This is a genomic window from Janthinobacterium sp. CG3, from assembly GCF_000344615.1.
Lineage (GTDB): Bacteria > Pseudomonadota > Gammaproteobacteria > Burkholderiales > Burkholderiaceae_D > Janthinobacterium.
This window is the reverse complement of the sequence record NZ_KB467824.1, coordinates 1,779,881-1,804,481: the sequence shown is the minus strand read 5'-3', so window position 1 is coordinate 1,804,481 and position 24,601 is coordinate 1,779,881. Positions and strand designations below refer to the sequence as shown.

General features: G+C 68.1%; 22 protein-coding genes. 13 read left to right on the top strand and 9 right to left on the bottom strand.

Features of this window, described 5'->3' with window-relative positions; genetic code table 11:
• Nucleotides 1-52: 52 nt before the first annotated feature.
• Nucleotides 53-1,201 (bottom strand): acyltransferase family protein, encoded by a 1,149-nt coding sequence (locus JANGC3_RS0107720; protein WP_017875910.1) that lies wholly within the window; start codon nt 1,199-1,201, stop codon nt 53-55.
• Nucleotides 1,198-2,325, bottom strand: coding sequence for a glycosyltransferase family 4 protein (locus JANGC3_RS30685; protein WP_051068245.1), 1,128 nt, complete (start codon nt 2,323-2,325; stop codon nt 1,198-1,200). Before JANGC3_RS30685 ends, JANGC3_RS0107720 begins: the two co-directional genes overlap by 4 nt.
• Nucleotides 2,326-2,632: 307 nt before the next feature.
• On the opposite strand from JANGC3_RS30685, the gene JANGC3_RS0107710 reads away from it, so the two are divergent.
• Nucleotides 2,633-3,577: an MBL fold metallo-hydrolase gene (locus JANGC3_RS0107710; RefSeq protein ID WP_017875909.1), complete on the top strand. Its 945-nt coding sequence runs from the start codon at nt 2,633-2,635 to the stop codon at nt 3,575-3,577.
• 203 nt (nt 3,578-3,780) lie between these two features.
• On the opposite strand, the gene JANGC3_RS0107705 is transcribed toward JANGC3_RS0107710, so the two are convergent.
• Nucleotides 3,781-5,208: a pyridoxal phosphate-dependent decarboxylase family protein gene (locus JANGC3_RS0107705; protein ID WP_026132698.1), complete on the bottom strand. Its 1,428-nt coding sequence runs from the start codon at nt 5,206-5,208 to the stop codon at nt 3,781-3,783.
• A gap of 140 nt (nt 5,209-5,348) precedes the next feature.
• Here JANGC3_RS0107705 and gcvA point away from each other — a divergent pair, with 140 nt between their 5' ends.
• A complete protein-coding gene (gene gcvA, locus JANGC3_RS0107700) occupies nt 5,349-6,221 on the top strand; it encodes a transcriptional regulator GcvA (protein WP_035787559.1) in 873 nt (290 codons plus the stop codon).
• Between the two features lie 77 nt (nt 6,222-6,298).
• On the opposite strand, the gene JANGC3_RS0107695 is transcribed toward gcvA, so the two are convergent.
• From JANGC3_RS0107695 to JANGC3_RS0107685, 3 genes are all read right to left on the bottom strand, one after another.
• Nucleotides 6,299-6,652, bottom strand: coding sequence for a hypothetical protein (locus JANGC3_RS0107695; protein WP_017875906.1), 354 nt, complete (start codon nt 6,650-6,652; stop codon nt 6,299-6,301).
• 151 nt (nt 6,653-6,803) lie between these two features.
• Nucleotides 6,804-7,220, bottom strand: a complete 417-nt coding sequence (locus JANGC3_RS0107690; RefSeq protein ID WP_017875905.1) for a hypothetical protein — start codon at nt 7,218-7,220, stop codon at nt 6,804-6,806.
• A 151-nt stretch (nt 7,221-7,371) separates the two neighbouring features.
• Nucleotides 7,372-7,734 (bottom strand): hypothetical protein, encoded by a 363-nt coding sequence (locus tag JANGC3_RS0107685; RefSeq protein WP_017875904.1) that lies wholly within the window; start codon nt 7,732-7,734, stop codon nt 7,372-7,374.
• Nucleotides 7,735-8,001: 267 nt separating this feature from the next.
• Here JANGC3_RS0107685 and ligD point away from each other — a divergent pair, with 267 nt between their 5' ends.
• A complete protein-coding gene (gene ligD, locus JANGC3_RS0107680) occupies nt 8,002-10,521 on the top strand; it encodes a DNA ligase D (protein WP_017875903.1) in 2,520 nt (839 codons plus the stop codon).
• 133 nt (nt 10,522-10,654) lie between these two features.
• Here the strand turns inward: ligD and JANGC3_RS0107675 are convergent, their stop codons facing one another.
• From JANGC3_RS0107675 to JANGC3_RS0107665, 3 genes are all read right to left on the bottom strand, one after another.
• Entirely contained in the window at nt 10,655-10,849 is a 195-nt protein-coding gene (locus JANGC3_RS0107675) for a YqaE/Pmp3 family membrane protein (protein ID WP_017875902.1), read from the bottom strand.
• Between the two features lie 283 nt (nt 10,850-11,132).
• Nucleotides 11,133-11,957: a non-homologous end joining protein Ku gene (ku, locus tag JANGC3_RS0107670; protein WP_017875901.1), complete on the bottom strand. Its 825-nt coding sequence runs from the start codon at nt 11,955-11,957 to the stop codon at nt 11,133-11,135.
• Between the two features lie 3 nt (nt 11,958-11,960).
• On the bottom strand, nt 11,961-12,965 hold the full coding sequence (locus tag JANGC3_RS0107665; protein ID WP_017875900.1) for an SDR family oxidoreductase: 1,005 nt from the start codon (nt 12,963-12,965) through the stop codon (nt 11,961-11,963).
• Nucleotides 12,966-13,124: 159 nt separating this feature from the next.
• On the opposite strand from JANGC3_RS0107665, the gene JANGC3_RS0107660 reads away from it, so the two are divergent.
• The 10 genes from JANGC3_RS0107660 (at nt 13,125) to JANGC3_RS0107620 (ending at nt 24,598) form a co-directional block, all read left to right on the top strand.
• On the top strand, nt 13,125-14,603 hold the full coding sequence (locus JANGC3_RS0107660) for a GGDEF domain-containing protein (RefSeq protein ID WP_026132695.1): 1,479 nt from the start codon (nt 13,125-13,127) through the stop codon (nt 14,601-14,603).
• A 183-nt stretch (nt 14,604-14,786) separates the two neighbouring features.
• On the top strand, nt 14,787-15,440 hold the full coding sequence (locus JANGC3_RS0107655) for a MarR family winged helix-turn-helix transcriptional regulator (RefSeq protein WP_017875899.1): 654 nt from the start codon (nt 14,787-14,789) through the stop codon (nt 15,438-15,440).
• 94 nt (nt 15,441-15,534) lie between these two features.
• Nucleotides 15,535-15,828, top strand: coding sequence for a hypothetical protein (locus JANGC3_RS0107650; protein WP_017875898.1), 294 nt, complete (start codon nt 15,535-15,537; stop codon nt 15,826-15,828).
• Nucleotides 15,825-16,340, top strand: coding sequence for a peroxiredoxin family protein (locus tag JANGC3_RS0107645; RefSeq protein WP_017875897.1), 516 nt, complete (start codon nt 15,825-15,827; stop codon nt 16,338-16,340). The genes JANGC3_RS0107650 and JANGC3_RS0107645 overlap by 4 nt, the downstream gene beginning before the upstream one ends.
• A 30-nt stretch (nt 16,341-16,370) precedes the next feature.
• A complete protein-coding gene (locus JANGC3_RS0107640) occupies nt 16,371-17,114 on the top strand; it encodes a hypothetical protein (protein WP_017875896.1) in 744 nt (247 codons plus the stop codon).
• 91 nt (nt 17,115-17,205) lie between these two features.
• Nucleotides 17,206-18,846 (top strand): SulP family inorganic anion transporter, encoded by a 1,641-nt coding sequence (locus JANGC3_RS0107635; RefSeq protein ID WP_017875895.1) that lies wholly within the window; start codon nt 17,206-17,208, stop codon nt 18,844-18,846.
• A 247-nt stretch (nt 18,847-19,093) separates the two neighbouring features.
• Nucleotides 19,094-21,661, top strand: a complete 2,568-nt coding sequence (locus JANGC3_RS0107630) for a response regulator (protein WP_017875894.1) — start codon at nt 19,094-19,096, stop codon at nt 21,659-21,661.
• Between the two features lie 145 nt (nt 21,662-21,806).
• The gene (locus JANGC3_RS33590) at nt 21,807-22,211 is read left to right on the top strand and encodes a response regulator (protein WP_017875893.1); all 405 of its coding nucleotides are present in this window, start codon (nt 21,807-21,809) and stop codon (nt 22,209-22,211) included.
• Between the two features lie 45 nt (nt 22,212-22,256).
• Nucleotides 22,257-24,011 (top strand): putative bifunctional diguanylate cyclase/phosphodiesterase, encoded by a 1,755-nt coding sequence (locus tag JANGC3_RS28680; RefSeq protein WP_017875892.1) that lies wholly within the window; start codon nt 22,257-22,259, stop codon nt 24,009-24,011.
• A 137-nt stretch (nt 24,012-24,148) separates the two neighbouring features.
• On the top strand, nt 24,149-24,598 hold the full coding sequence (locus tag JANGC3_RS0107620) for a Crp/Fnr family transcriptional regulator (RefSeq protein WP_017875891.1): 450 nt from the start codon (nt 24,149-24,151) through the stop codon (nt 24,596-24,598).
• Nucleotides 24,599-24,601 lie beyond the last annotated feature (3 nt).

The following is a 24,601-nucleotide window of genomic DNA, read 5'->3' as shown; positions in this document are numbered from 1 at the left end:
TCGGTTGATGGCAGGTTCGGGGCAGTGCGGCGGGTCCGGCCGCGCCGGCCGCTCATTCGCCACGCGGGGGCGCCGGCAGCGCGCGCCGGCGCGCCAGCCGCAGGGTGCCGGCGGCCGTGCTCAAGCGCATGCTCAGGCGCTCGAGCGGCATCAGCAAGGCGGCCGACAGCAGACAGGCGCAGAAGGCCAGGACCACCGTTGCGTGCGTGGCCGGCTGCACCGCTACGCCGCCGTTGAGCAGTGCCAGGTAGAGTTCGCCGGCGGCGCCAATCAGCGGCACGTGGATCAGGTAAAGCGGAAACGAGATGCGGCCCAACCAGGCCGACACCGGGCTCGCCAGGAAGCGCCGCGCCACCGGCCAGAACAGCGCCGCCATGACGATGCCAACGGCCAGCAGGGCGCCGCTGCTGTCGTGCCGTCGGCCGGCCCAGGCCGCGACCGCGGCGGCTGCCGCCGCCAGCGCCGGCGGCGCCCAGCGCAGCCATGTGCGCGCGGCGGGCGCGGCGTGCGCCAGTTCGGCCAGCACGTAACCGGCCGCGAAGCAGGCGCCGAATTGCTTTTGCATCAAAAGGAAGGCGAAGGCGAGCGCGCCCGCCAGCGCCATCCGGTGCCGCCGCGTGAGGCCGTGCGCCCGCGAAAACAGGAACAACAACGTAAAAATGAGCAGCGAGCCGAGCAGCTCGATGTGCATGGTCCACAGGCTCCAGTTAAAGGTGCTGCCTTCGTCGTAGTCGAAAAACACCGAATAGAAGGAGAACGCCAAGGCGTCCGCCAGCGTGGTGTCCTGGCCGTGCCGGGCGCCGAGGAAGATCGCCGAGTTGCCGGCGCGGGCCGCGTCGGCGCTGCCGGCCAGGCGCAACGCGATCAACAGATAGACCAGCAGCGTGGTGGCGAGGACCGGCACCATCAGCCGCACGTAGCGCGCGGCGACCAGCCCGACCAGGGAGACGCGCTGCGGCCGCCGCACAAAACGCAGGCTCAGCGCGACGCCGGAGAGCACGAAAAAGATCAGCACGGCAAGGTGGCCGTCGGAGACCAGGCGCAGCAGCGGTTGGTCGTAGAACGGCGCGAGGTGCCTGGCGAACTGGCCCCAGAGGTGCGACAGCACCACCATGACGGCGGCCCAGCCGCGCAAGCCGTCGAGGCAGACCAGGCGGGCGCCGCGCGCCGCCGCGGCGCCGTCGCCGGCCCGCGCGCTCATGCCAGCGCCTCGCGCATTTCGCGCTGGATCACCTGCCATACGCTGTGCCAGTTGTAGCGTTCCTGGAAGCGGCGCCTTCCGCGCTCGCCCAGCGCGCGGGCGAGGCGCTGGTTGGTGAGCAGCTTGAATAGCGCCGCCGCCAGCGCGTCGACGTCGTTGCAGGGGGCGATGATGCCGGCGTCGCCGAGCATGCCGGGCATGGCGCCATAGTCCGAGGCGACGCAGGGGGTCGCCGCCGCCATCGCATCAAGCAGGCTGATGGGATTGCGGTCGACCAGCGATGGCAGCGCGAACACGTGCGCCGCGCGCATCAAGGCGACCAGGCGCTCGCGCTCGCGCACGAAGCCGTGGTTGACGACCCCGGCGGCGGCCGGCAGGCGTTCCTGGCCGACGATATGCAACTGCGTCCGCGGCAACTCCCTGCGCACCTTGGCGAAGGCCTCCAGCAGCACGACGCCGCCCTTTTTCTCGAAGTCGCCCTTGCCGATGTAGAGGATGGTTTTTCCGTCGAACACCTTTTCATAGGCTTCGCCAAAGGCGTTGCCGGCGCCAAAGCCGGACGTCACCGCCTGCCCCGGCGCCACGTCATAATGCGCCAGCAAGGCGTCGCGCACGAAATCGCTGCCGACGAAAATCCGCGCCGCCGAGCGGTACACCTCGCCCTCCAGCGCCAGCCATTCGGCCTCGTCGCGGTGGTCGCGGAAATGCGAGATGTCGTCATGGGCGTTGCGCGAGGACAGCCAGCGGCACGAATCGGAGAAGACAAACAGGTGCTTGCCCGGGCAGGCGCCCGGCGAGTGCATGGCGCCGAAAAACAGCACGACGTCGTAGCGGCCTTCCAGCGCGTCGAGTTGGCGGGCGCAGTCGCGGCTCAGCCTGCGAAACGCGGCCGGCGTCTTTTCGAGGCGGTAGCGCCATTGCCGATACCAGGCTTGGCGCGGCCAGCGCGCCGACGCCAGCCGGTGCCACCAGGCGTACCAGGGCGGCAGGCGCGGGTGCAGCGCGGCGACAATGTCGAATTCGTCGCGGAAAAGCTGCATCAGCGGCGGAAAGATGCCGATGCCGTCGCCGCACACGACGGCGCGCCGCTTGCGGCCCGGCCCCGGCGTATCCGCCGGCGTCATGGGATGCCCGGTGATGGCGGCGGACGCATCGATTGCACCGCGCCGGGGACCGCTGCGACTGTTTTCAGACCGATCATTGCTGCGTCTCCTGAAGGAGGGGCCATCAAAGGGTGCCGGGCGGGTGGGGCGCTAGCGACGCGCAAGGGAGCTGCGGCCGCCGTGCCTAAGCCGCCAGTGTGTATTTTGCGGCAAGCGGCGCCGGCTTTAGTTGATACCCCTCAATTTCGCTGTAATATCAGCGCAGCATGCCCGGAGCGCATCGCCCGGGCTGGCGGTGCATCGATTGATTCACGACAGGAGGTTGCGGGTGTACGACTGGAGAGATTACGGCAACGGCATTACCGCGTTCGATTCCGGCTATGTGCGGCCGCTGCTGGCGGCCATCCACCTGCTGGTCGAGGACGGCCGCGCCGCCTTCATCGACACCGGCACCAACGCATCGCTGCCGACCGCGCTGGCTGCCCTGGCCAGGGTCGGGCTGGACGCCGCCGCGGTGGATTACGTCATCCTGACGCATATCCATCTGGACCACGCCGGCGGGGCCGGCGCCATGATGCGCGCCTTTCCCAACGCCACGCTGGTGGTGCATCCGCGCGGCGCCCGGCACATGGCCGAGCCGTCCAAGCTGGTCGCCGGCGTGTCGGCGGTGTACGGCGCCGACTATGTCCAGCGGGTCTACGGCGAAATCGTGCCGGTGCCGCCGCAGCGCATCGTCGAGGCGGCCGACGGCCACGCGCTGTCCCTGGCCGGGCGCCGGCTGAGCTGCCTCGACACGCCGGGCCACGCGCGCCACCACATCTGCATCGTCGACGAGCGCACCGGTGCCATCTTTACCGGCGACATGTTCGGCCTGTCGTATCGCCAGCTCGACGTCGACGGCCGCCAGTTCATTTTTCCGACCACCACGCCGAGCCAGTTTGAGCCGGGGCCGATGCGCGCCTCGATTTCCCGCCTGCTGAGCCTGGCGCCGCCGGCGCTGTACCTGACCCATTACGGCCAATTGACGGGCGTTGCGCAAGCCGGCGCCGACCTGCGCCGCCGCCTTGACGTCCTGGTCGCGCTGGCGCTGGCCGAGCAAGGGGCGGGCGCCGCCCGGCACGCGCGGATCAAGGCGGCCATGGCCGGCTATCTGTTGGACGAGACGCGCGCGCACGGCTGCGCGCTGGCCGACATGGCCATGCTGGCGTTCTGGGAGACCGATCTGGAGTTGAACACGCAGGGGCTGGTGCATTGGCTCGACACTGGGAAGTAAGACAAGGTGTTGCGCGGGCGCACGCTTCGCTTGCCGGTTGCCGGACCACGGGTATCGCATCGGTCGTGGTGCCAACAACATGCGCGGCGCGCCAGGGCGTCGTCCGGCCGGTTGGAGCCAAAGAGCACCTCTGTCGAGCGGCTCGACGACCTCTACGTCGCCCGCGGCGCCTACAAGGCGGCCTGGCAGGCGCCGCGGGCAGGCTAGCCCGCCTGGCGCATTGCCGCCAGAACCCGCGCCACCGCGCGCACGGTGCGTTCGACGTCGGCCGCGCCGGTGCGCCAGTTGCACACCGACACGCGCATGCAGCGCCTGCCGCGCCAGGTGGTGCCGCCGAAAAACGCCTCGCCGCCGTCGGTGATCGCCGCGACGACGGCGTCGGTGAAGCGGTCGTGGTCGTCCTCGCCGGCGCCGGCGCGACTGTCGAGAAAGCGTACCAGCCCCTGGTTGACCTGCGAACTCCACACCACCTGCGCGCCGGCGAGCGCGCCGATGCCGGCCACCAGCGCCCGGGCGTGGCGGCAGGTGCGCTCGATCAAATCGGCGACGCCGCTTTGGCCCAGCTGGCGCAGCGCCGCGTAGGTGGCGACGCCGCGCCCGCGCCGCGACCATTCCAGACTCCAGTCGATCTGGTCGCGCGCGCCCTCGACGTCGATCATATAGCTTTCGCGGTGCGAGGTGGCGCCGAAGTGCGCCGCGCTGTCGGCAACGAACACGTAACCGCAGTCGTAGGGCACGTTCAGCCACTTGTGGCCGTCGGTGACCCAGGAATCGGCTTGCTCCAGGCCCGCCGTCAGGTGCCGCAACGACGCGCTGGACGCCGCCCACAAGCCAAACGCGCCATCGATATGCACCCAGGCGCCGCGCGAACGCGCCAGCGGAATCAGCGTCGCGAAGTCGTCGAAGGCGCCGGTGTTCAGGTCGCCCGCCTGCAGCGCCACGATGGTCGCGGTGGCTGGCTCGCGCTCCAGCGCGGCCAGCAGCGCCGGCGCCGCCAGCTTGCCGTCGGCGTCCGACGCCAGCACGGTAATGGCGGCGGTGCCGAAACCCAGTAGCCGGGCGCTGCGCGCGATCGAGCCGTGGTGCTGGTCGCTGGTGATAATGCGGATGCGCGGCGCGCCGTGCAGGCCCAGCGCCTCGACGTCCCAGCCGCGGCGAGCCAACAGGGCGTGGCGCGCCGCCGCCAGCGCAGTCGTGTGGGCCATCTGCGAGCCGGTGGTCAAGGCGAAGCTGGCCTGCGCCGGCAGGCCCAACAGCTCCTTGAGCCAGGCGCCGCAAACCTCCTCGATGACCGCCTCGGCCGGACTGCAGGCGTGGATGGCGGCGTTCTGGTCCCAGGTCGACGTCAGCCAGTCGGCCGCCAGCGCCGCCGGCAGCGTGCCGCCGATGACCCAGGCGAAGAAACGTCCGCCGCCGCTGCCGACCAGGCCGTCGGCGGTGTCGCTGACCAACTGGTCGATCACCGCGGCGGGGTCGGAGGCGTGGCGCGGCAGCGGCGTGTGCAGGCGGGCGCGCAGTTGCTCCAGCGAAGCCGTCGCGGCGACCCGCGAATCGGCCAGGCCGTGCAGATAAGTCTGCGCGTGCGCCATCGTGCGGCGCAATAAATCGTCGGATTGCTGATGTTCGGACATATATTTTTCCTATACGATAAGGGACTTGGCCGCGGCATGGAGCGAAGCGCCGCGCGCCGGGATGTTCGATGGCAGTGTAACGCCGCCCCGATACCGTGGACACCGATTTATTCACTCGCCCAGGTTTAGTAAAACTCAACATGAAATTGCCACTACCTCCGTTGCACAGCCTGCGCGCCTTCGAGGCGGCGGCGCGCCACCTGAACCTGTCGGCGGCGGCCGACGAGCTGCACGTGACGAAAGGCGCCGTCAGCTTGCAGTTGAAGCGGCTGGAGGAAAGCGTCGGCGTCGCGCTGTTCGAGCGCGGCGCCCGCCGTCTGGCGTTGAGCGCGCAGGGCGAGGCCTATTTCGCCGCCGTGCAGCGGGCCTTGCATGGTATTGCGCAGGCAACGGCGCAATTGCGCGGCGGGCCGGCGGGTTTACCACTGACGATCAGCTGCACGCCCGGCTTCGCGGCGCAATGGCTGGTGCCGCGGCTGGCGCGGTTCGAGGCGATCTCGCCGCACGTCGACGTGCGCATCAAGGCGTCGAACCGGGTGTCCGACCTGGCCCGCGAGCGCATCGACTTCGCGGTGCGGCACGGGGTGGGCGAGTATCCCGAACTGCGCGTGCACAAGTTGTTTGACGACGACTTGGTGGTGGTGGCCGCGGCGGCGCAGGCGCCGCCGCGCAACGCCGAACAGATGGGGGCGTGCGTGCTGCTGCACGACGAGCACCGCGGCGACTGGCGCGTATGGCTGGCGGAGGCCGGTTTTGCGCCGGCGCTGGCGGCGCGCGGACCGGTGTTCGTCGAGTCGAACGCGGTGCTGGAGGCGGCGCGCGCCGGCGCCGGCCTGGCGCTGGCGCCGCTGGCGCTGGTAAGCGCCGATCTGGCGGCGAACAGGCTGGTCCAGGTATTCCCAGCGGCGATGAAAGGCCGGCTCGGCTACTACCTGGCCTACCCCGAGCGCTCGCTGGCGCGCCCGGAGGCGCTGCAACTGCGCGATTGGATGCTTGACGAGGCCGCTTCGTAAGCGGCGGCGCAAGCAAGCGCCCGCGCCAATGGAAAAAGACAGGCGAACCTGTCTTTTTCCATTCACCTACCGAAGAATTACTTCGCTGGCACCGCTGGCACCGCCGGCACCGCTTCCGCTTTCACTTCGTCGGTGTGCGCTTTGGCTTTGGCCTTGGTTTTGGCCGCCTTGCGATGGGCTTTGGCTTTGCTGACCTTGGTGTCGCTTTTGGCGCTGGCAACGTCCTCTTTCGCACCGGCCACGGCCGCCGCTTCTTTGGCGTCAGCCTTGACTACCGCCTTGGTTTCTTTGGCGTCGGCCTTGGCCACTTCCTTGGCTTGTTTCGCTTCGGCTTTGACGACCGGCACGGCAGGCGTCGATGCGGCCGGGGTGGTGGCGAACGCCGCGGTTGCGAACAGGGAGGCGATCAGGGTAGCGATTACTTTTTTCATGGCGTAGTCCTTTAGTGGGATAGGGTTGTGCTGTGTGTTCGATTCGGTGCTGCTCAGCCTAAAACGTTCGGCCGGCGCTGCGCGTTGACATCAATTACGTCCCGTTTGCAATTCATTTTGCCGGCCATGGCGTCGTGGCTGAAGGTGCGAGTTACTTGGCCGGGGTCGCCGCGGTTGCGTCGACTTTCGCTGCGACATGCGCGTCGGCCTTGACTTCTTTGGCGTCGGCTTTGGCGACGTCGGCGGCGGCTTTTGTTTTCGTGTCGGCTGCCTTGTGATGCGCCTTGGCCTTGCTTACCTTGGCGTCGGCTTTGGCGGCGACGACTTCTTCTTTTGCGCCGGCGACAGCTACCGCTTCTTTGGCGTCGGCCTTGACGACCGCCTTGGTTTCCTTGGCGTCGGCCTTGGCCGCTTCCTTGGCTTGTTTCGCTTCGGCTTTGAGCAGAGGAACGCCAGGCGCGGAGACGGCGGCGGAGACTGCAACAGGCGCCGCGGCAGGCGCTGGCGTGACGGCGAACGCTGCGGTTGCGAACAGGGAGGCGATCAAGGTGGCGATTACTTTATGCATGGTGTAGTCCTTTGGCGGTAAGTGAGTTGTTGTGCAATTCGGTGCTGCTGAGCTAAAAACGTTTGGCCGGCGCGGCGGGTTGACCTGTATTACATCCGCTTACAATCGTTGACTGCGCCGGCCCGTGTATCGGTGCTGCGAAAGCCCGGGCTTACTGCGCAGGCGCGGCTTCCTTGGCTTCGACTTTCGCCGCATCGGCGTGGGCTTTTGCCTTTGCTTTCGATGCCTTGCGGTGGGCCTTGGCCTTGCTGACTTTGGCGTCGGCCTTGGCGCCGGCGACGTCCGCTGTCGCGCCGGCCACGGCTACCGCTTCTTTGGCGTCTGCCTTGACGACAGCCTTGGTTTCCTTGGCGTCCGCCTTGGCCACTTCCTTGGCTTGTTTGGCGTCGGCCTTGACGACGGCAACGGCCGGGGCGGAGGCGACGGCGACAGGCGCCGCAGCCGGTGCCGGCGTCGTGGCAAACGCGGCGGTTGCGAACAGTGCGGCGATCAGGGTAGCGATTACTTTTTTCATGTTGCAGGCCTCAAGTGGTGGTGTTCATCAAGCGGGTCAATTCCCGTCTCATGAGCAAAGAACGCGGGCCGAGTCCGCCGCGTTGACGGCTATTACATCCGCTTACAATCGGCGCCGGAGAAGGTGGACGCGCGATTGTCGGCCACGCTCGCCCGAAGCCGCGCACTCCGTCGCGCGCTTAATCCGCCGCACCGCTCTGTTAGCTGGCGTACCGTGCGCCCCGGCGCCGCGCCGTAGACTGGAATCGTCGCCAACCACGGGCCAGCTATGACGGACGCACTGAAAACCTATAAAGCCAAGCGCAACTTCGACGTCACGCCCGAGCCGGCCGACGGCGGCGAGCAGGGCGCCAGCTTGTCGTTCGTGATTCAAAAGCACTGGGCCAGCCGTCTGCACTATGATTTCCGCCTGGAACTGGACGGCACCATGAAGAGCTGGGCGGTGCCCAAGGGACCGAGCTACGACACCAAGGATAAGCGGATGGCGGTACACGTCGAGGATCATCCGATTTCCTACTCCAGTTTCGAGGGCACGATCCCCGAGCATCAATATGGCGCCGGCAAGGTGGTCATCTGGGACAAGGGCACCTGGCAGCCGCTGGAGGAACCGCACCAGGCTTACGCCGCCGGCAATCTGAAGTTCGAGCTGCACGGACACAAGATGCACGGCAAATGGGTGTTGGTGCGCATGAAGGGCAAGGGCGAAAAACAGCAACCCTGGTTGCTGATCAAAGAGAAGGACGGTTTCGCCCGCCCGGCGGCCGAGTTCAGCGTGGTCGATGAAATGCCCGACAGCGTCAAGGCGCTGCCGCCGCCGACGCGCGCCCAAGCGGCCGGCCCGGCCGCGGCTCGGCAGGGCGCCGCCGCGCCGCCGGCGGAGCTGGAACCGGTGGCGTTGCCGGCCACGCTGGCGCCGCAGTTGGCGACGCTGGTGGACGCTGCGCCGACGTCGGCCGAGGACTGGCTGTTCGAACTGAAATTCGACGGCTACCGCATCCTCAGCCGCATCGACGGCGAGCGCGTGCAATTATTCACCCGCAACGGCCACGACTGGAGCCGCAAGCTCGAACCCTTGCGCGCGGCGCTGGCGCGGATGGGGCTGCCGTGCGGCTGGTACGACGGCGAAATCGTCGTCCACGACGAGCAGGGGCGGCCCGACTTCGGCTTGCTGCAGCAAGCCTTCGACGACGAGTCCACCGCCGAGATCGTGTATTTTTTGTTCGACGCGCCCTTCCTCGACGGCCGCGACCTGCGCCCGCTGCCGTTGGAGACGCGCCGCGCCTTGCTGCAGGGCGCGCTGGAACGGGCGCCGCAACAGCCGGCGGTGCGCTTCAGCGTCCAGCTCGACGCCGCGCCGCAGGACATCGTCGCCGCCGCCTGCAAGCTGGGGCTGGAGGGCGTGATCGGCAAGCGCCGCGGTTCGCCCTACGTGACGCGGCGCTCGGCGGACTGGATCAAGCTCAAATGCGGCCAGCGCCAGGAGTTCGTCATCGGCGGCTACACCGATCCGCAGGGCGGACGCACCGGCATCGGCTCTTTGCTGCTGGGCACGTACGACGAGCGCGGCCGGCTGCGCTACGCCGGCAACGTCGGCAGCGGCTTCAACGAGGCCGCGCTGCGCGACTTGAAGCGGCGCCTGGCGCGGCTCGACAGCGAGCAATGCCCGTTCGAAGCCTGTGCCGAGATCGCCAGGAAATCGCACTGGGTCAAGCCGCAATTGCTGGCCGAGGTCAGCTTTTCCGAGTGGACCCGGGGCGGCTCGCTGCGCCACGCGGTATTCCATGGCCTGCGCGCCGACAAGAAGCCGAGCGCGATCACCCGCGAAATTCCCTTGCATATGGAGGATGGCATGGACAGTGTCGACCGGCCGGGCGTCAAGGGCAGTTTGCCGCCCGGCCTGAAGGTGAGCAACCCCGAGCGCCTTATCGACGCCGACAGCGGCACCACCAAGATCGGCCTGGTGCGCTACTACGCGCTGGTCGGCCAACTGATGCTGGCGCATTTGAAGGCGCGCCCGGTGTCGCTGGTGCGGGCGCCGTCGGGCGTCGGCGGCGAGCTGTTTTTCCAGAAGCACGCCGACAGCGGCAAGCTGCCCGGCGTCACGCAGCTCGACGCGGCGCTCGACCCGGAACACGCGCAGATGCTGGAGGTGGCGACGCTGCAGGGCCTGCTCGGCGCGGCGCAGTGGAACGTGGTCGAGTTCCACACCCAGAACGCCTTCGCCGCGCGCTACGAGACGCCGAACCGCATCGTCTTCGACCTCGACCCCGGCAAGGACGTCGAGTGGAAGGCGATCCAGGAGGGCGCGCGGCTGATGCGGGCGATGCTCGACGAACTGGGCTTGCAGTCGTTCCTGAAAACCAGCGGCGGCAAGGGCTTGCACGTGGTGGTGCCGATCAAACCGTTTTACGGCTGGGACGTGGTGAAGGCGTTTTCGCAAGCGGTCGTGGCGCACATGGCGCAGACCATACCGGAGCGTTTCGTGCTGAAAAGCGGCCCGTCCAACCGGGTCGGCAAAATTTTTATCGACTATCTGCGCAACGGCCGCGGCGCGACCACGGTGTGCGCCTGGTCGGCGCGGGCCCGGCCGGGGTTGGGCATTTCGGTGCCGCTGGACTGGGACGAGCTGGCCGCCGTCAAACGGGGCGACCAGTGGACGGTGGCCACCGTGCATACCCGCCTGGACCGCGGCAACGAGCCGTGGGCCGCCTACGCCAAGAGCGCGCGCAGTCTGACGGCAGCGATGAAAAGGCTGGGTTTCGATCCGCGCCAACACAAGGGCGATTAAGCCGGTATTGAGCTGGCCGAACGGGGCCTTGGCACCCCACTGCGGCCTAGAGCGTATAGGGAATTGTGAAAAGAGCAACGTATCATTCCAAATAACGGGGTGCTGGCGTTGCGGCCGCTACGCCGCAGTGGCCTTAGCTGCGCTGTTGCAGCGCCTCGGCGATCTTCTTGTCGGTGTTGTACTGGCTCAGCGCGTAGACCGACCAGATCGCCGCTGGAATCCAGCCGATCAGGGTGATCTGCAAAATCAGGCAGATGATGCCGGCTATCGGACGGCCGATGGTGAAGAAGGTCAGCCACGGAAAAATCAGGGAAATGAGGAGGCGCATGTAGTCGTAGTCTTTATGTAATTGTCATGTGGGCGGCGCCGCGTGCGGCGCCGCATGCGCCCGATTGTAATCATAATATAGTTTCTGTTGTTGTAATTCGACGCGCGGTCCGCGCGATGGGTCTGTCGATTTCATTCGCACTGCTTGTCGTTGTTTCAATTGACGTCGCCGGCCTTACCCGGTTTTACGGCTTGCGGTGCGCGGTTTTGCCGCGGGCGTCTTGGCCGCGGCCTTCCTCGCGGCCGGCTTTTTGACTTTGACCGGCGCGGCGTCGCCATCGGCGTCACCATCGCCGCGCGCGCGCCGCGCCCGCCTTCTTGCCCAGGCTTTGCTGCAGCAGCGCGACCAGGTCGATAACGTTGCCGGAGCCGGCCTGGCGTTTCGCCGGCGCCGCCGCCGTGATCGTTTTGGTTTGTTTGGCCGCGATCTTGCGCTCCACCAGCGCCAGAATGTCTTCCCGGTAAGTGTCGCGATATTGCTCCGGCTGCCAGGCCTCGGTCATGCCGTCCACCAGCGACAGCGCCATCTGCAGCTCCTTGTCGGAAATGCCGGCCGCCTTCGACGTCGCCGCCGGCAGCTTCAGCTCGTCGGCGGCGCGGATCTCGTCATGGTAGCGCAGCGTGTTGAGGACGATCGCCTCGCCGATGCACACCAGCGCGCACAGGTGCTGTTTGGTGCGCATGACAACGTTGGCGATGCCGATCTTGCCGCCCCGGCGCAGCGTCTCGCGCAGCAGCGCATACACCTTGTCGCCGCCGCGCGACGGCGCCAGGTAGTACGGATGCTCGTAGTAAATCAGCGGCACCTCCTCGGCGTGGACGAAGGCCAGGATGTCGATGGTCTGGGTGGCCTCGATGTTGGCGCGCTTCAAATCCTCGTCCGACAGCACGACGAATTCGCCCTCGCTATACTCGTAACCTTTGACGATGTTGTCCCAGCCGACCTCCTGGCCGCTCTGCTTGTTATAGCGCTTGAAGCCGACCGGGGCGAAGTCGCGCCGGTCCAGCATCGTCAGGTCGAGTTCGTTCTCCTTGACGGCCGAGTACAGCTCGACCGGGATGTGTACCAGGCCGAAGCTGATCGCGCCCTTCCACAGCGTGCGGGCCACGCGCTACTCCCCGATGCTGCCGGTAATCGGCAGCACGATGCCGGTGATATAGCTGGAACAGGCCGCCGAGGCCAGAAAAACGTAGGCCGGCGACAGCTCCTCCGGCTGGGCCGGACGGTGCATGCTGGTGTCCTGGCCGAACTTGGCGATCTTCTCGGCGCTCTGGTCGGCCGGATTCAGCGGCGTCCACACCGGCCCCGGCGCGATGGCGTTGACGCGGATGCCCTGGTCGATCAGGTTGGCCGCCAGCGACATCGTGAACGCGTGGATCGCCCCCTTCGTCGTCGAATAGTCGAGCAGCTTCTTCGACCCCTTCAGCCCCGTCACCGAGCCGGTGTTGATGATGGCCGCGCCGCGCTTGAGGTGCGGCAGCACCGCCTTGGCCATGTGGAAGTAGCCGTAGACGTTGGTCTTCATGGTCAGGTCGAAGCGCTCCTCGCTCAGTTCCAGCAGCGACTCGGCGTGCTCCTGGAAGGCGGCGTTGTTGACCAGGATGTCGATGCGCCCGAACGTCGCGGCCGCCTGGGCGCAGGCGTTGTGGCAAAACTGCGGATCGCGCACGTCGCCGGCGAGCAACAGGCAGCTTTGGCCCTCGGCCTCCACGTAGCGCTTGGTCTCGTTGGCGTCCTCGTGCTCGTTGAGGTAGATGATGGCGACGTCGGCGCCCTCGCGCGCGTACAGTACCGCCACCGCGCGGCCGATGCCGGAGTCGCCGCCGGTGATCACCGCCACCTGGCCGGTCAGCTTGCCGCTGCCGCAGTAGTCGGGCGCCAGGAACTGCGGCCGCAGCTGCATCTGCGCCTCGATGCCGGGTTTGTCGAGGTGCTGCGCCGGCAGCGGCCCGGTCGGGTAGTCGCGCACGCCGGTTTGCACCGGCGCCCTGGCGCGCTCGCGTCCGCCCTGGCGCGTCTGCGCTTGGGCCTGGGCGTCGCGGCTGTCCTGTTCGTGCTGCACCGCGCGCTGCTTGTTGGCGGCCGCGTCGGGCGTCTTGTTCTCCGATGTGCTCATCTCGTTCTCCTTGGACTGAGGGGTCCAGTATTGGCCTAGAGCGCCGAACGGACGGTGCGCTTCCTCACAAAGCGCAAATAATGACGCGCTAGAGCCTTGTTTTTTTTGTACTTATGGCACACTACGGGCATGGCGGTAAAACATTGATAGGGAGGCATCATGGCGCAGTGGCAGCCGAAAAACGTGGCGATGTTTGTGCACCCCGACGGCGCGCGTCGCGCCGAGTTCCAGCGCGAGTGCGGCGAGCTGTTCGAACGCCTGTGCCTGTGCGACAGCGCCGGCGAGGGCGCGGCCGAGCTGGTACGGCGCCGCGTCGACCTGCTGGTGGTCGACGTCGGCCAGCTCGACCGCGCGGCCGACCTGGCCGGCGTCGGCGAGCTGGTGCGTAGTCGCGGCGGCGCGCCGACCCTGTTGCTGTGCCCGTTCGCGGGCGCCGCCTGGATCCCGGAGCTGATGGCCTACGGGCCGCTGCAATACCTGATCACGCCGGCCAACGGCAGCGAATTGCAACAGTGCGTGCGGCAGGCGCTGCAGCAAATCGAGCGCGCGCCGGGGCCGGAACTGATCCAGTTCCAGTTGCAGACCAAGGAAAAAGAGCTGCGCGAGCTGCTGGCGATCCAGCGCAGCGTGCAGCGCGTGCTGGCCGACGCGGCCGACCCGTCGCGGGTGGCCGAACAGATCTGCCTGGCGCTGTGCGCCTTCCCCGGCGTGCGCCACAGCGCGTTGTTCCAGCTGCGCGCGCGCGGCGACCTGCAACTGCTGGCGCAGGAGTCGCGCAACCACCTCGACCTGCGCCGCCTGCTGCAGCGCGGCGACCGCTTGCTGCAGTCGCCGCTGCGCGAGCTCTTCCCGCCGTTGCTGGCGGCCGCCAACGGCGCGCTGGCGCTGCTGGACGCGCCGGAAAAGTGCGGCGACCCGGAGCTGGCGGTGAGCCTGTACGACAAGGACGTGCAGATGGTGCTGGGGCTGCCGCTGGCGCCCGACGCCGGCGCCGCCGCGCAGGGCGCGCTGTGCCTGATGTTCGACCGGCGCATGCCGTTTTCGCGCGAGCAGTTCGCCTGCTTCGCCAGCCTGGCGCAGTTGATCAACTTTGGGCTGGCGATGGGCGAGCTGAAACGCCGCAACGACGAGTTGCACGGGCAATTGGAGCAAGCCAGTGGTACCGATCCGCTGACCGGCGCGGGCAACGCGCGCCAGGGCGAGTTTTGGCTGGCGCGGGAGATCGGCCGGGCGCGCCGCTACGTCGTGCCGCTGAGCCTGATCAGCTTCGAACTCGACGGCTTCGACGACATTACCGCGCGCCACGGCCGCCCGCACGCCGAGCTGGCGCTGAAGGCGCTGGCCGAAGCGACCCAGGCGACGCTGCGCGGCGCCGACGCGCTGGCCCGCGTCGGCGCGGCCACCTTCCTGGTCCTGGCGCCGCACACCGAGGCGCCCGGCGCGGCCGCCATGGCCGAAAAAATCCGCGCCGCCGCGACGGCGGCGCAGATGCCGGGCGGCGAGGGCGCTACCATTAGCGTCGGCGTGGCCGAATTGCGCGGCGAGGAGGACGGCGGGGCCTTGCTGGCGCGCCTGGCCGGGGCGCTGGAGCAGGCCAGAAACGGCGGCCGCAACCGCGTGCAACTGGCCGCGCCGTAAGCGTCGCCGGCGGCGGCATGGTACGGGCACCACAGCGCCTGCTGGTGCGCGGCCATTGGCACCGCCAACGCGACGGTGGCAGCCTGAGGCATGCCGTTCTCGCGCGAATAGGCCAGATGCCGTTGATGCGATAAAATTACGTAGGACTCTTGATTAATTGCTCGGCCGTGCTATGATGCGGCCATGGACATCAAACCTGAAACCCCTTGGGACGGCACGCCGGACATTTCGGCCCGCATCATTGCCGCGATTAGCCGCGTCTCCAGTGTGTTGCGGGCGGGAATGTGGGAATTTGCGACCGCCGAGAATCTCAATCCGGCCCAAGCCGAAATTTTGCAACTGTTGAATGGGCGCACGCAGGGCGTGCGTCTTTCCTGGCTTGCCGCCCAGTTATCCGTTTCCGCCGCTAGCGCCAGCGATTCCGTCGCCGCGTTGGAGAAGAAAGGATTGGTGAGGAAGGCCCGCGCCGAAGACGACGGTCGTGCAAGTGCGCTCTGGCTGACCGAGCAGGGGAAAGGTCTGGTCGAGAGAATGACGACGGCCGTCAGTTTTGCGGACGATGCCGCCGCCGCACTGGATGCCGAAGTGCAGGGCCAACTGCTGGTGGGGCTGTTCAAGTTGATTGCGCAGTTACAAAAGAGTGAACGCTTTCCCGCATTGCGCGCTTGCCTGTCGTGCCGTTACTTTGAGCCTAACGTCTATCCAGGCGCCCCGGCGCCGCATCACTGCGCCCTCGTCAAGGCGCCGTTGCCCATCGCGTTTTTAAGAATTGATTGCGCGGAGCATCTACCCACGGATGCGGCGGCTGAGCGCCGCAATTGGGACGTGTTCGCCTGATTTTTTTTTGCGCTATATAGTTAGGACTCCTATTTTATGGGGCGACGTGGCCGCTCTCCTCATTTTGTCTCCGGCCATTTAAAAAGGAAAAATTATGTCCCGCATTGAACTTCTGACCCAGGACGGCGCACGCGCCGAAGCGCGTCCATTGCTTGAGCAAGTCCACGCCGCGTTCGGCGCGACGCCGAACATGTTCCGGGCCGTTGCCAATTCCCCCGCGGCGCGGATCCAGGGCGCCGACGTCGAGTCGCTTCGCAACGTCGGTTTCACGGATGGCGACGTCATGGAAATGATGGGACATATCGCGCTGAACCTGTTCACCAACTATGTGAACGTCGCCTTCGCCGTTCCGCTCGACTTTCCACACGTGACGCTGCGCGCCAAATGATCCCGCTCAGCGTGAACGCCGCGCCGGAATTCGAGGTGGCGGCCTGGCTCAACGCCCACGGCCCGGTCAGCCTTGCCGCCTTGCGCGGCAAGGTCGTGGCGGTGTATGCGTTCCAGATGTTGTGCCCGGCTTGTGTGTCGCACGGTATTCCCCAGGCCAAGAAGGTACGGGAAACCTTTGCGCGGGACGACGTCGAAGTGTTGGGTCTGCATACCGTTTTCGAACATCATGCCGTGATGACCCCTGCGGCACTGGGGGTGTTCATCCACGAATACCGGATCGATTTTCCGATCGGTATAGACCGGCCGTCGGATAAGGGGCCGGTGCCGCAGACGATGGACAGGTATCAGTTGCGCGGCACGCCGACGCTGCTCCTGTTTGATCGAAGCGGCGTGCTGCGCCAGAAGATCTTCGGCATCGCCGACGACATGCGGATCGGCGCCCTCGTCGCTCAACTAGTCGCCGAGACGGCCGATGGCCCTCACTGCGACGATGGCGCTTGCCGGCTTTAATCACATCAAACCCACCGAATAGGAGAATACATGACATTTTTCACACCCGTAATCGCCGCAACGCTGTTCCTTTGCGTCTGCACCGCCCAAGCCCACCAGGGCCACGCGGGCGGCATTCAAACCGCTTCCGCCAAAGGTGTCAACGCCTCGTTCGACATCGTCCATACGCGGATCGCCAAGGAAGGAAACACGGCGGTTTTTCATATTGCGGTATCGGGCAAAGCCGGCAAGTCGCATCCCACCAAGGTTGGGAAATTGGCCGGCAGCAGCGTTTTTTCGTATGTTTGGCCAACTACCATGGATCCGTCGGTCGTCGGGTTCGACAAGGGCGCGGGTATACTTGCCTTTGCCGTGACCTCGCACCCGGATTTTGACGATACCCCACTGTACGATGAAAATGGCGACGGCGACCTGGCTAACGACGGCGATCTGTGGCACTCGCATTGGGTGGTGCTCCAAACGGATGATGCCTGCGGCAAGGGGGCTCTCAAAGTCATCGACATTCCTGAAGGGGCGAAGCCGGCGCTGCCGAAGACCTGGCCCGGGCTTCCTCTGCTTATCGATAGCCCGGGCTACAGTCCCGTATTCAAAGGCAATACGCTTGAAGTCCGGGTGCCGTTCGACGATATCGGTGTCGTTGCCGAATCCGCTTTCGATGGCGTGGCAGCGGCGCTTCGGGTCAACGCGAGCGTGCATAGCCCCTTGCTGTGCGTCGTCGACGTCTTCAAGGTCGCGTCCGGCACGCTGACGTTGCCCGGCAAGGTCGGCAAATAAGGGATAGGCGTTTGCCGCTTAGCCCCGGCCGGGGCTGTCGCCGTGGCGCGCCGCGTGGTAGGCTTGCGCCTTTCAAAAACGGAACACGACCATGCTGCTATGGCTCAGGCAATACCGGCGCGCGCTGCTTGCCGGCGACCTCACGGCCGGTGTCGTGGTGGCGATGATGATGATCCCGCAGGGCATGGCCTACGCGCTGGTGGCGGGCTTGCCGCCGGTGGCCGGGATTTACGCCAGCATCCTGCCGCCGGTGTTGTACGCGCTGTTCGGCAGCAGCATGACGCAGTCGGTCGGACCGATGGCGATCGTCTCGCTGATGACGGCCGCCGCGCTGGCGCCGATGGCCGACCCGGGCTCGGCGCTGTACCTCACGCTGGCGGCGCAACTGGCGCTGATCAGCGGCGCGCTGCTGCTGCTGTGCGGCGTGCTGCGGCTGGGCTTTCTAGCCAGCTTCCTGTCGCGCCCGGTGATCTCGGGCTTTAGCAACGGCGCCGCCATCGTCATCGTCGTCGGCCAAGTGCCGGCGCTGCTGGGCGCCAGCCTGCCGCGCTGGCACGGCCCCAGCGCGCTGCTCGGCCTGGGCAGCCTGCTGCTGCTGTGGCTGGCCAAGCGCTACGGCGCCGCGCTGCTGCGCCGCGGCGGTTGCGGCGCGGCCGCCGCCGACACCGGCGCGCGCATGGCGCCGATGCTGCTGGTGATCGGCGCCACCGCGCTGGTGGCCGCGTTCGACCTGGCCGGCGCCGGCGTGCGCACCACCGGCCACGTGCCGTCCGGCCTGCCCACGCTGGGCCTGGCGGCCTCGCCGGCGCACTGGCGCACGCTGCTGTCGCCGGCGCTGCTGATCGCCTTCATCGTCTTCCTCATGAGCATGTCGGCGGCGCAAACGCTGGCGCAAAAACGCGGCGAGAAGCTGCTGACCAACCGCGAACTGCTGGGACTGGGCGCGGCCAACCTGGCCAGCGCCGTCTCGGGCGGCTTCCCGGTCACCGGCAGCATGTCGCGCTCGGCGGTGAACTTCTCGGCCGGCGCCCACACACCGCTGGCCAGCATCGTCACGGCGGCGCTGCTGGCGCTGGCGCTGGTGGCGCCGACCGGCTGGCTGGCGCTGCTGCCGCTGCCGGTGCTGGCGGCCACCATCATCTTCGCCGTCGCCGGCATGCTCGACGCGGCCACGCTGCGCGACGCCTGGCGCTACGACCGCAGCGACGCGCTGGCGCTGCTGGCGACTAGCGCCGGCGTGCTGCTGCTGGGCGTCGAGGCCGGCGTCGTCATCGGCGTGCTGCTGTCGATGGGCGCGCTGATCTGGCGCGCCAGCCGGCCGCACATCGCGGTGCTCGGGCGCATCCCCGGCAGCGAACACTACCGTAACATCGAGCGCCACGCCGCCGTGACGCTGCCGCATATCCTGGTGCTGCGCATCGACGCCGGCCTGTTCTTCGGCAACGTCGACGCCGTCTGCGTGCGCGTCGAAGAAGAGCTGCGCGCGCGCCCGGCCAGCCGCGACCTGGTACTGGTGCTGTCGGCGGTGAACCAGATCGACAGCACCGCGCTGTTCGGCCTGGCCGAGCTGAACCGGGCGCTGGCGGCGCGCGGCGTGGCGCTGCACCTGGCCGAGGTGAAGGGGCCGGTGATGGACCGGCTCAAGCACAGCACCTTGTTGCAGGAACTGCGCGGCCCGGTCTACCTAAGCACCGCGCTGGCCTGCCAGGACCTCGACAAGGACGGCGCGTAAACCGCGCAACAAGCCCGGGGCGCCCTGGAAATGATGCCCGCAGGCATGGACGGCCAGGGCGCGCGGCGCTATCATGTTCCAGACACAGCCGCGGCCGGACCGGCCGCCGCGCGTCAAGCGGGCCGATACGAGCGAAGGCGGAGATGAGCACTGATGACAAGGCGACAGGCGCGGCGCGGGCGCGCCAGGGCGCGCGCGCGGGCCGGCGCCGGCCCGTAGAGCGCGGCTGCCATGAGGCGATCCCCCTATGCTAGAGCGCAAGCGCAAGCGCCGCCGCGAGCACGGCCGCACCGTCTCCATCGCGCTCGTCGTCAGCGTCGCGCTGGCGGCCGTCGTCACGCTGGTGCTGGTGGCCTTCGCGACCTTCTTTTACCAGTCCGAGCGCGACCAGCGCTGGGCCCAGTTGCACAAGGCGCTGGCGGTCAGCGCCGACGAGCTGGCGGTGGCCGTCGAGCTGCCGGTGTGGAATTTCGACGAGAGCCAGATCCGCGCCATCATGAAGAGCAGCTTGAACAACCACGACCTGTACGCCAGCGTCGTCGCGCCGGCCTCGGGCAAGCGCCGCTACGTGCTCAGCCGCGACGCCGGCGGCGCCTTCGACGGCACGCTGCCGAACCAGCCCGGCCTGCTGCTCGAGCAGCGCACCATCTCGGCCGCCGGCCAGGTCATCGGCAGCGTCAGCGTGTACGCCTCGCCGGCGCAGTTGCACGGCGAACTGCGCCAGCGCCTGCTGGCCATCGTCGGCGTCATCGTCGTGCTCGACCTGACGCTGGTGCTGTGCGTCTACCTGCTGCTCTGGTTCCTGATCCTCAAGCCGCTGACGGCGGTGGGCCAGTACGCCGCCGCCGTCATGGCCGGCAGCGGCGTCGACGCGGCGGCGCCGCCGCGGGTCTGGTTCGTCGGCGAGCTGCGCGCGCTGAACCGGGCCATCCGCGCCATGACGGCGCTGCTCGACAGCCGCTACCGGGCGATGCACCGCAGCGAGGAGCGGCTGCAGATGGCGACGCTGGCCGGCGGCATCGGCACCTGGGACTGGGACGTTGTCAGCAACGCCCTCAGCGGCGACGAGCAGATGCAGCGCCTGTACCACGCCGAGAACGGGCGCGACTGGCTGGCCACCTGGACCGGCGCGCTGCTCGAGGCCGACCGCCTCGCCACCCAGCGCGCGCTCGGCGCGGCGCTGCGCGGCGAGGCCGAGTTCGACGTCGAGTTCCGCATCCGCTGGCCGGACGGCACGGTGCGCCACATCAAGGCCGACGCGGTGATCTTCCGCGACGCCGGCGGCCGGCCGCTGCGCATGGTCGGCACCAACTACGACATCACCGAGCACAAGGAGGCCGAGCAGGAGCTGCTGCGCCACCGCCACCACCTGGAGGAACTGGTCGAGGAGCGCACCGGCGCGCTGTCGGTCGCGGTCGAGCAGGCCGAGGCGGCCAACCGCGCCAAGAGCGTGTTCCTGGCGAATATGAGCCACGAGCTGCGCACGCCGCTCAACTCGGTCATCGGCTTCTCGCGCCTGATGGCCGATTCGACCCACATGCTGGACGAGGAAAAGCGCAACCTGGCGATCATCCACCGCTCCGGCAACCACCTGCTGACCTTGATCAACGACATCCTCGAACTGTCCAAGATCGAGGCCGGGCGCCTGACGGCGCAGACCGAGGTGGCGGCACTGGACGGCCTGCTGCAGGAGGTGATGGACATGCTCAGCGTGCGCGCCGCGCAAAGCGGCATCGCGCTGCGCCTGGACGCGGCCGGGCTGCCGCCGACGGCGCGGCTGGACGCCACCAAGCTGCGCCAGGTGCTGCTGAACCTGATGTCGAACGCCGTCAAGTTCGGCCTGCGCGGCGCCGTCACGCTGGGCGCGCGCGCGCAGGCGCTGGGCGGCGAGCGCTGGCAGCTGAGCTTTGCCGTCAGCGACCAGGGCATCGGCATCGCGCCGGCCGACCAGCAGCGCATCTTCGAGCCCTTCATCCAGGCCGACGGCGACGGCGCCAAGGAGGGCACCGGCCTGGGCCTGACGATTTCGCGCGAGTTCGTGCGCCTGCTCGGCGGCGAACTCGCACTCGAGTCGGCGCCCGGGCGCGGCTCGGTGTTCCGCTTCGCCATTCCGGTGCAGGCGGCGCTGGCCGCGCCGGCCGCGCCGCCCAGCGAGGTGGCGGCGCTGGCGGCGGCCCAGCGCGGCAAGCGCATCCTCGTGGTCGACGACAACGCCGACGGCCGCGCGCTGCTGCACAAGCTGCTCGCGCCGCTCGGCTTCCAGGTCGAGCAGGCCGAGGACGGCGCCGCCGCGCTGGCGGCCATCGCCGCCTGGCGCCCCGAGCTGGTGTTCATGGATTGGCGCATGCCGGGCCTGGACGGGCTGGAGGTGACGCGCCGGGTGCGCGCCCAGGGCGCGCTGGCGCAGCCGCGCATCGTCATGCTGACCGCCTCGGCCTTCGAGGGGGAGCGCCTGGCGGCGCTGGCGGCCGGCGCCGACGAGTTCCTGCGCAAGCCGGTCGAGCAGGACCGCTTGTACCGCATCCTCGAACGCCAGTTGCAACTGCAGTTCGAGCGCCGCGCCGCCATCGCGCCGCCGCCGCCGCGCGCGCCGCTGGCGGGCGCCGACCTGGCGGCGCTGCCGCCGGCGCAGCGCGCCACGCTGCGCGCCGCGCTACAGGAGCTGAACCTGGCGCGCGCCGGCGCCGTGCTGGCCGAGTTGGGGCCGGAGTTCGCCGGCGTCGTCGGCGGTATCGAGGACATGCTGGCGGCCTACCAGTATCCGCAGCTGTGCGCGCTGCTCGACGCGGCCGGCGCGGCGCCGGCGTCGGCGTGAGCCTGCGCGGCGGCGGCCCGCACTTGCGCAAGCGCGACAGCGGCGCCGCGCAAGCGCTAAAGGCGCGACACCGGCGCCGAAATGCCGCATAATTTGCAGTACGGCATTAAAATGTATTCATTGACAAAGCTAAGAGAGCGGCTCCATGTATCGCGACTTGTCGGAACCCCATACCAAAGGCGAGGTGCTGATCGTCGAAGACACGCCGGCCTCGCTGAAGTTGCTGAGCGACTTGCTGACGGCGGCCGGCTACGCGGTGCGCCAGGCGCCCAACGGCGAACTGGCGCTGTGGACCGCGCAGGCCCGCCCGCCGGAGCTGATCCTGCTCGACGTGCGCATGCCCGGCATCGACGGCTTCGAGGTGTGCCGCCGCCTGAAGGAGCTGCCCGCGCTGCGCGGCGTGCCGGTGATCTTCCTGTCGGCCCAGCACGACACCGACGACAAGGTGCGCGGCTTCGCGCTGGGCGCGGTCGACTTCATCGCCAAGCCCTTCCAGGCCGAGGAGATCCTGGCGCGCACCGACGCCCACGTCCGGCTGGGGCGGGCGTAGCAGGCGCTGGCGGCCGAGCGGGCCAACCTGGAGCGGCGCGTCAACTTGCGCACCGCCGAACTCGAACAACTCGCCCGCACGCTCGAGGACGAGGTGCGGGTGCGCCGCGCCAACGAGGAATTCCTGCGCCTGTCCGGGCAGGTCTTCGAGGCCACGCTGGACGCCATCATGATCACCGACGCCGACGGCTACATCGTCACCACCAACCCGGCCTTCAGCCGCATCACCGGCTACGCGCCGCAGGAGGTGGCGGGCTGGCACGTGGTGCGCCTGGCCGCCACGCCGGCCGACCAGGCGCTGCTGACGGCGATGGCGCAGGTGCTGCGCGAGAGCGGCCACTGGTCGGGCGAGGTGCTGAGCCGGCGCAAGAGCGGCGACACCTATCCGGGCCTGCTGAGCGTGTCGACGGTGCACGGGCCGGACGGCGCGGTGATCAACTACGTCGGCGTGTTCCTCGACATCAGCGAGCGCAAGGCCGAGCAGCACCTGATCGCCTTCCTGTCGCACCACGACGCCCTGACCGGGCTGCCCAACCGGGTGCTGGCGCGCGAGCGCTTCGAGCTGGCGCGCGCGCTGGCCGGGCGCGACGGCCAGCGCGTGGTCGTCATGTGCCTCGACCTGGACCGCTTCAAGAACATCAACGACTCGTTCGGCCCGCCGGTCGGCGACAAGGCGCTGCAGGCGGTGGCGAGCTTCCTGGGCGGCTGCCTGCGCGAGGGCGACACGGCCTCGCGCCAGGGCGGCGACGAGTTCCAGATCATCCTCGGGGACGACGCCGCGCTGGGGGCGACGCTGGCGACGGTGCAAACCATCCTGCTCGGGCTGCGCGACGACCTGCGCGTGGACGGCGGCCACCTGACCTTGACCACCAGCATCGGCATCGCCGTCTACCCGAGCGACGGCGACAGCTTCGACGAACTGGTGCGCAACGCCGACACGGCGCTGTTCCGCGCCAAGGAGACCGGGCGCGACAACTACGCCTTCTTCACCGAGCGCATGGACGTCGACGTGCGCGCCCGCCTGGCGGTCCAAAACCAGCTGCGCGGCGCCATCGTCCGCGGCGAGTTCGCGGTCCACTACCAGCCGCAGATGTGCCTGCGCAGCGGCGCCATGCTGGGCGCCGAGGCGCTGCTGCGCTGGCACAACCCGACCCTGGGCACGGTCGCGCCCAGCCTGTTCATCCCGCTGGCCGAGGAATACGGCCTGATCACCGCCATCGGCGAGTGGGTGCTGGACACCGTGTGCGCGCAGATCCAACGCTGGCAGGGCGCCGGGCTGGGCGCGATCAAGGTCGCGGTCAACCTGTCGGGCAACCAGTTCGCCCAGGACCGCACCGTCGAATTCGTCGAGGCGACGCTGCGCAAGTACCGCATCAAGGCGGTCTGCCTGGGCATCGAAATCACCGAAAGCACCGTCATGGGCGACCCGGACAAGGCGGTCGCCGCGCTCAAGCGGCTCAAGGACATCGGCGTCGGCATTTCGCTCGACGACTTCGGCACCGGCTATTCCAGCCTGGGCTACCTGAAGCGCTTTCCGATCGACGTGCTGAAGATCGACAAATCCTTCGTCGACGACGTTGCCACCAGCACCAACGACGCCGCCATCGCGCTGTCGGTGATCTCGCTGGCGCACAACCTGAACATGCGCGTCATCGCCGAGGGCGTCGAGACGCGCGAGCAGGTGGCGTTCTTGCGCGAGCACGGCTGCGACGAGATGCAGGGCTACTTCTTCAGCCGGCCGATCGACGCCGAGGCGTTTACGGTCTTGCTGGGCGAGAAGAAAAACCTGAGCGCGATTTGATTGCGCACGGAAATTGCGGGGCCGCCGGCGCGCTCTGGTGTATGCTATTTAACCATGGCCTGTTTGATAATGCCTGAATTCACCAAGGCCGCCGGCGCAGCGCCGGCCGGCTGTCCACCCACGCACGGAGCCCTAGTATGAAGATTGCCGACATCCTTAACGAACTCGACCTGTTCCAGGACTTCCCCTACGCCGACCTGGAAACGATTGCGCGCTATTTGAACCTGGAGCAGGTGGCCAAGGGCGAGGTGATCTTCCGCGAGGGCGACGCCGGCGACTACATGCTGGTCCTGATCGAAGGGCGCATCGCCATCCTGAAGGGCGGCGAGCACGGCGACCAGATGCTGGCGCACGAAGGGCGCGGGCGCATCGTCGGCGAAATGGCGCTGATCGACCAGGAACCGCGTTCGGCCACCTGCGTCGCCGAAAGCGGCTGCGATTACCTGACGCTGACCAGTGAAAACCTGAAAAAGCTGTCGAACGAGCACGCGGCGGTGGCTTACAGTTTCATGCTGTGCCTGGCGCGCCTGATGTCGCGCCGGCTGCGCCGCGCCTCCGGCATCATGGCCGACCTGCTCGGCAACTAAGAA

Bases quoted from the DNA above. Each gene is read 5' to 3' on its own strand.
- JANGC3_RS0107630 (WP_017875894.1), top strand. From the start codon at position 19,094: ATGCTAGAGCGCAAGCGCAAGCGCCGCCGCGAGCACGGCCGCACCGTC.
- JANGC3_RS0107665 (WP_017875900.1), bottom strand. From the start codon at position 12,965: ATGAGCACATCGGAGAACAAGACGCCCGACGCGGCCGCCAACAAGCAG.
- JANGC3_RS30685 (WP_051068245.1), bottom strand. From the start codon at position 2,325: ATGACGCCGGCGGATACGCCGGGGCCGGGCCGCAAGCGGCGCGCCGTC.
- gcvA (WP_035787559.1), top strand. From the start codon at position 5,349: ATGAAATTGCCACTACCTCCGTTGCACAGCCTGCGCGCCTTCGAGGCG.
- JANGC3_RS0107650 (WP_017875898.1), top strand. From the start codon at position 15,535: ATGTCCCGCATTGAACTTCTGACCCAGGACGGCGCACGCGCCGAAGCG.
- ligD (WP_017875903.1), top strand. From the start codon at position 8,002: ATGACGGACGCACTGAAAACCTATAAAGCCAAGCGCAACTTCGACGTC.
- JANGC3_RS0107620 (WP_017875891.1), top strand. From the start codon at position 24,149: ATGAAGATTGCCGACATCCTTAACGAACTCGACCTGTTCCAGGACTTC.
- JANGC3_RS0107655 (WP_017875899.1), top strand. From the start codon at position 14,787: ATGGACATCAAACCTGAAACCCCTTGGGACGGCACGCCGGACATTTCG.
- JANGC3_RS33590 (WP_017875893.1), top strand. From the start codon at position 21,807: ATGTATCGCGACTTGTCGGAACCCCATACCAAAGGCGAGGTGCTGATC.
- JANGC3_RS0107705 (WP_026132698.1), bottom strand. From the start codon at position 5,208: ATGTCCGAACATCAGCAATCCGACGATTTATTGCGCCGCACGATGGCG.
- JANGC3_RS0107720 (WP_017875910.1), bottom strand. From the start codon at position 1,201: ATGAGCGCGCGGGCCGGCGACGGCGCCGCGGCGGCGCGCGGCGCCCGC.
- JANGC3_RS0107695 (WP_017875906.1), bottom strand. From the start codon at position 6,652: ATGAAAAAAGTAATCGCTACCCTGATCGCCTCCCTGTTCGCAACCGCG.
- JANGC3_RS0107690 (WP_017875905.1), bottom strand. From the start codon at position 7,220: ATGCATAAAGTAATCGCCACCTTGATCGCCTCCCTGTTCGCAACCGCA.
- JANGC3_RS0107685 (WP_017875904.1), bottom strand. From the start codon at position 7,734: ATGAAAAAAGTAATCGCTACCCTGATCGCCGCACTGTTCGCAACCGCC.
- JANGC3_RS0107640 (WP_017875896.1), top strand. From the start codon at position 16,371: ATGACATTTTTCACACCCGTAATCGCCGCAACGCTGTTCCTTTGCGTC.
- JANGC3_RS0107675 (WP_017875902.1), bottom strand. From the start codon at position 10,849: ATGCGCCTCCTCATTTCCCTGATTTTTCCGTGGCTGACCTTCTTCACC.
- JANGC3_RS0107635 (WP_017875895.1), top strand. From the start codon at position 17,206: ATGCTGCTATGGCTCAGGCAATACCGGCGCGCGCTGCTTGCCGGCGAC.
- JANGC3_RS0107645 (WP_017875897.1), top strand. From the start codon at position 15,825: ATGATCCCGCTCAGCGTGAACGCCGCGCCGGAATTCGAGGTGGCGGCC.
- JANGC3_RS0107660 (WP_026132695.1), top strand. From the start codon at position 13,125: ATGGCGCAGTGGCAGCCGAAAAACGTGGCGATGTTTGTGCACCCCGAC.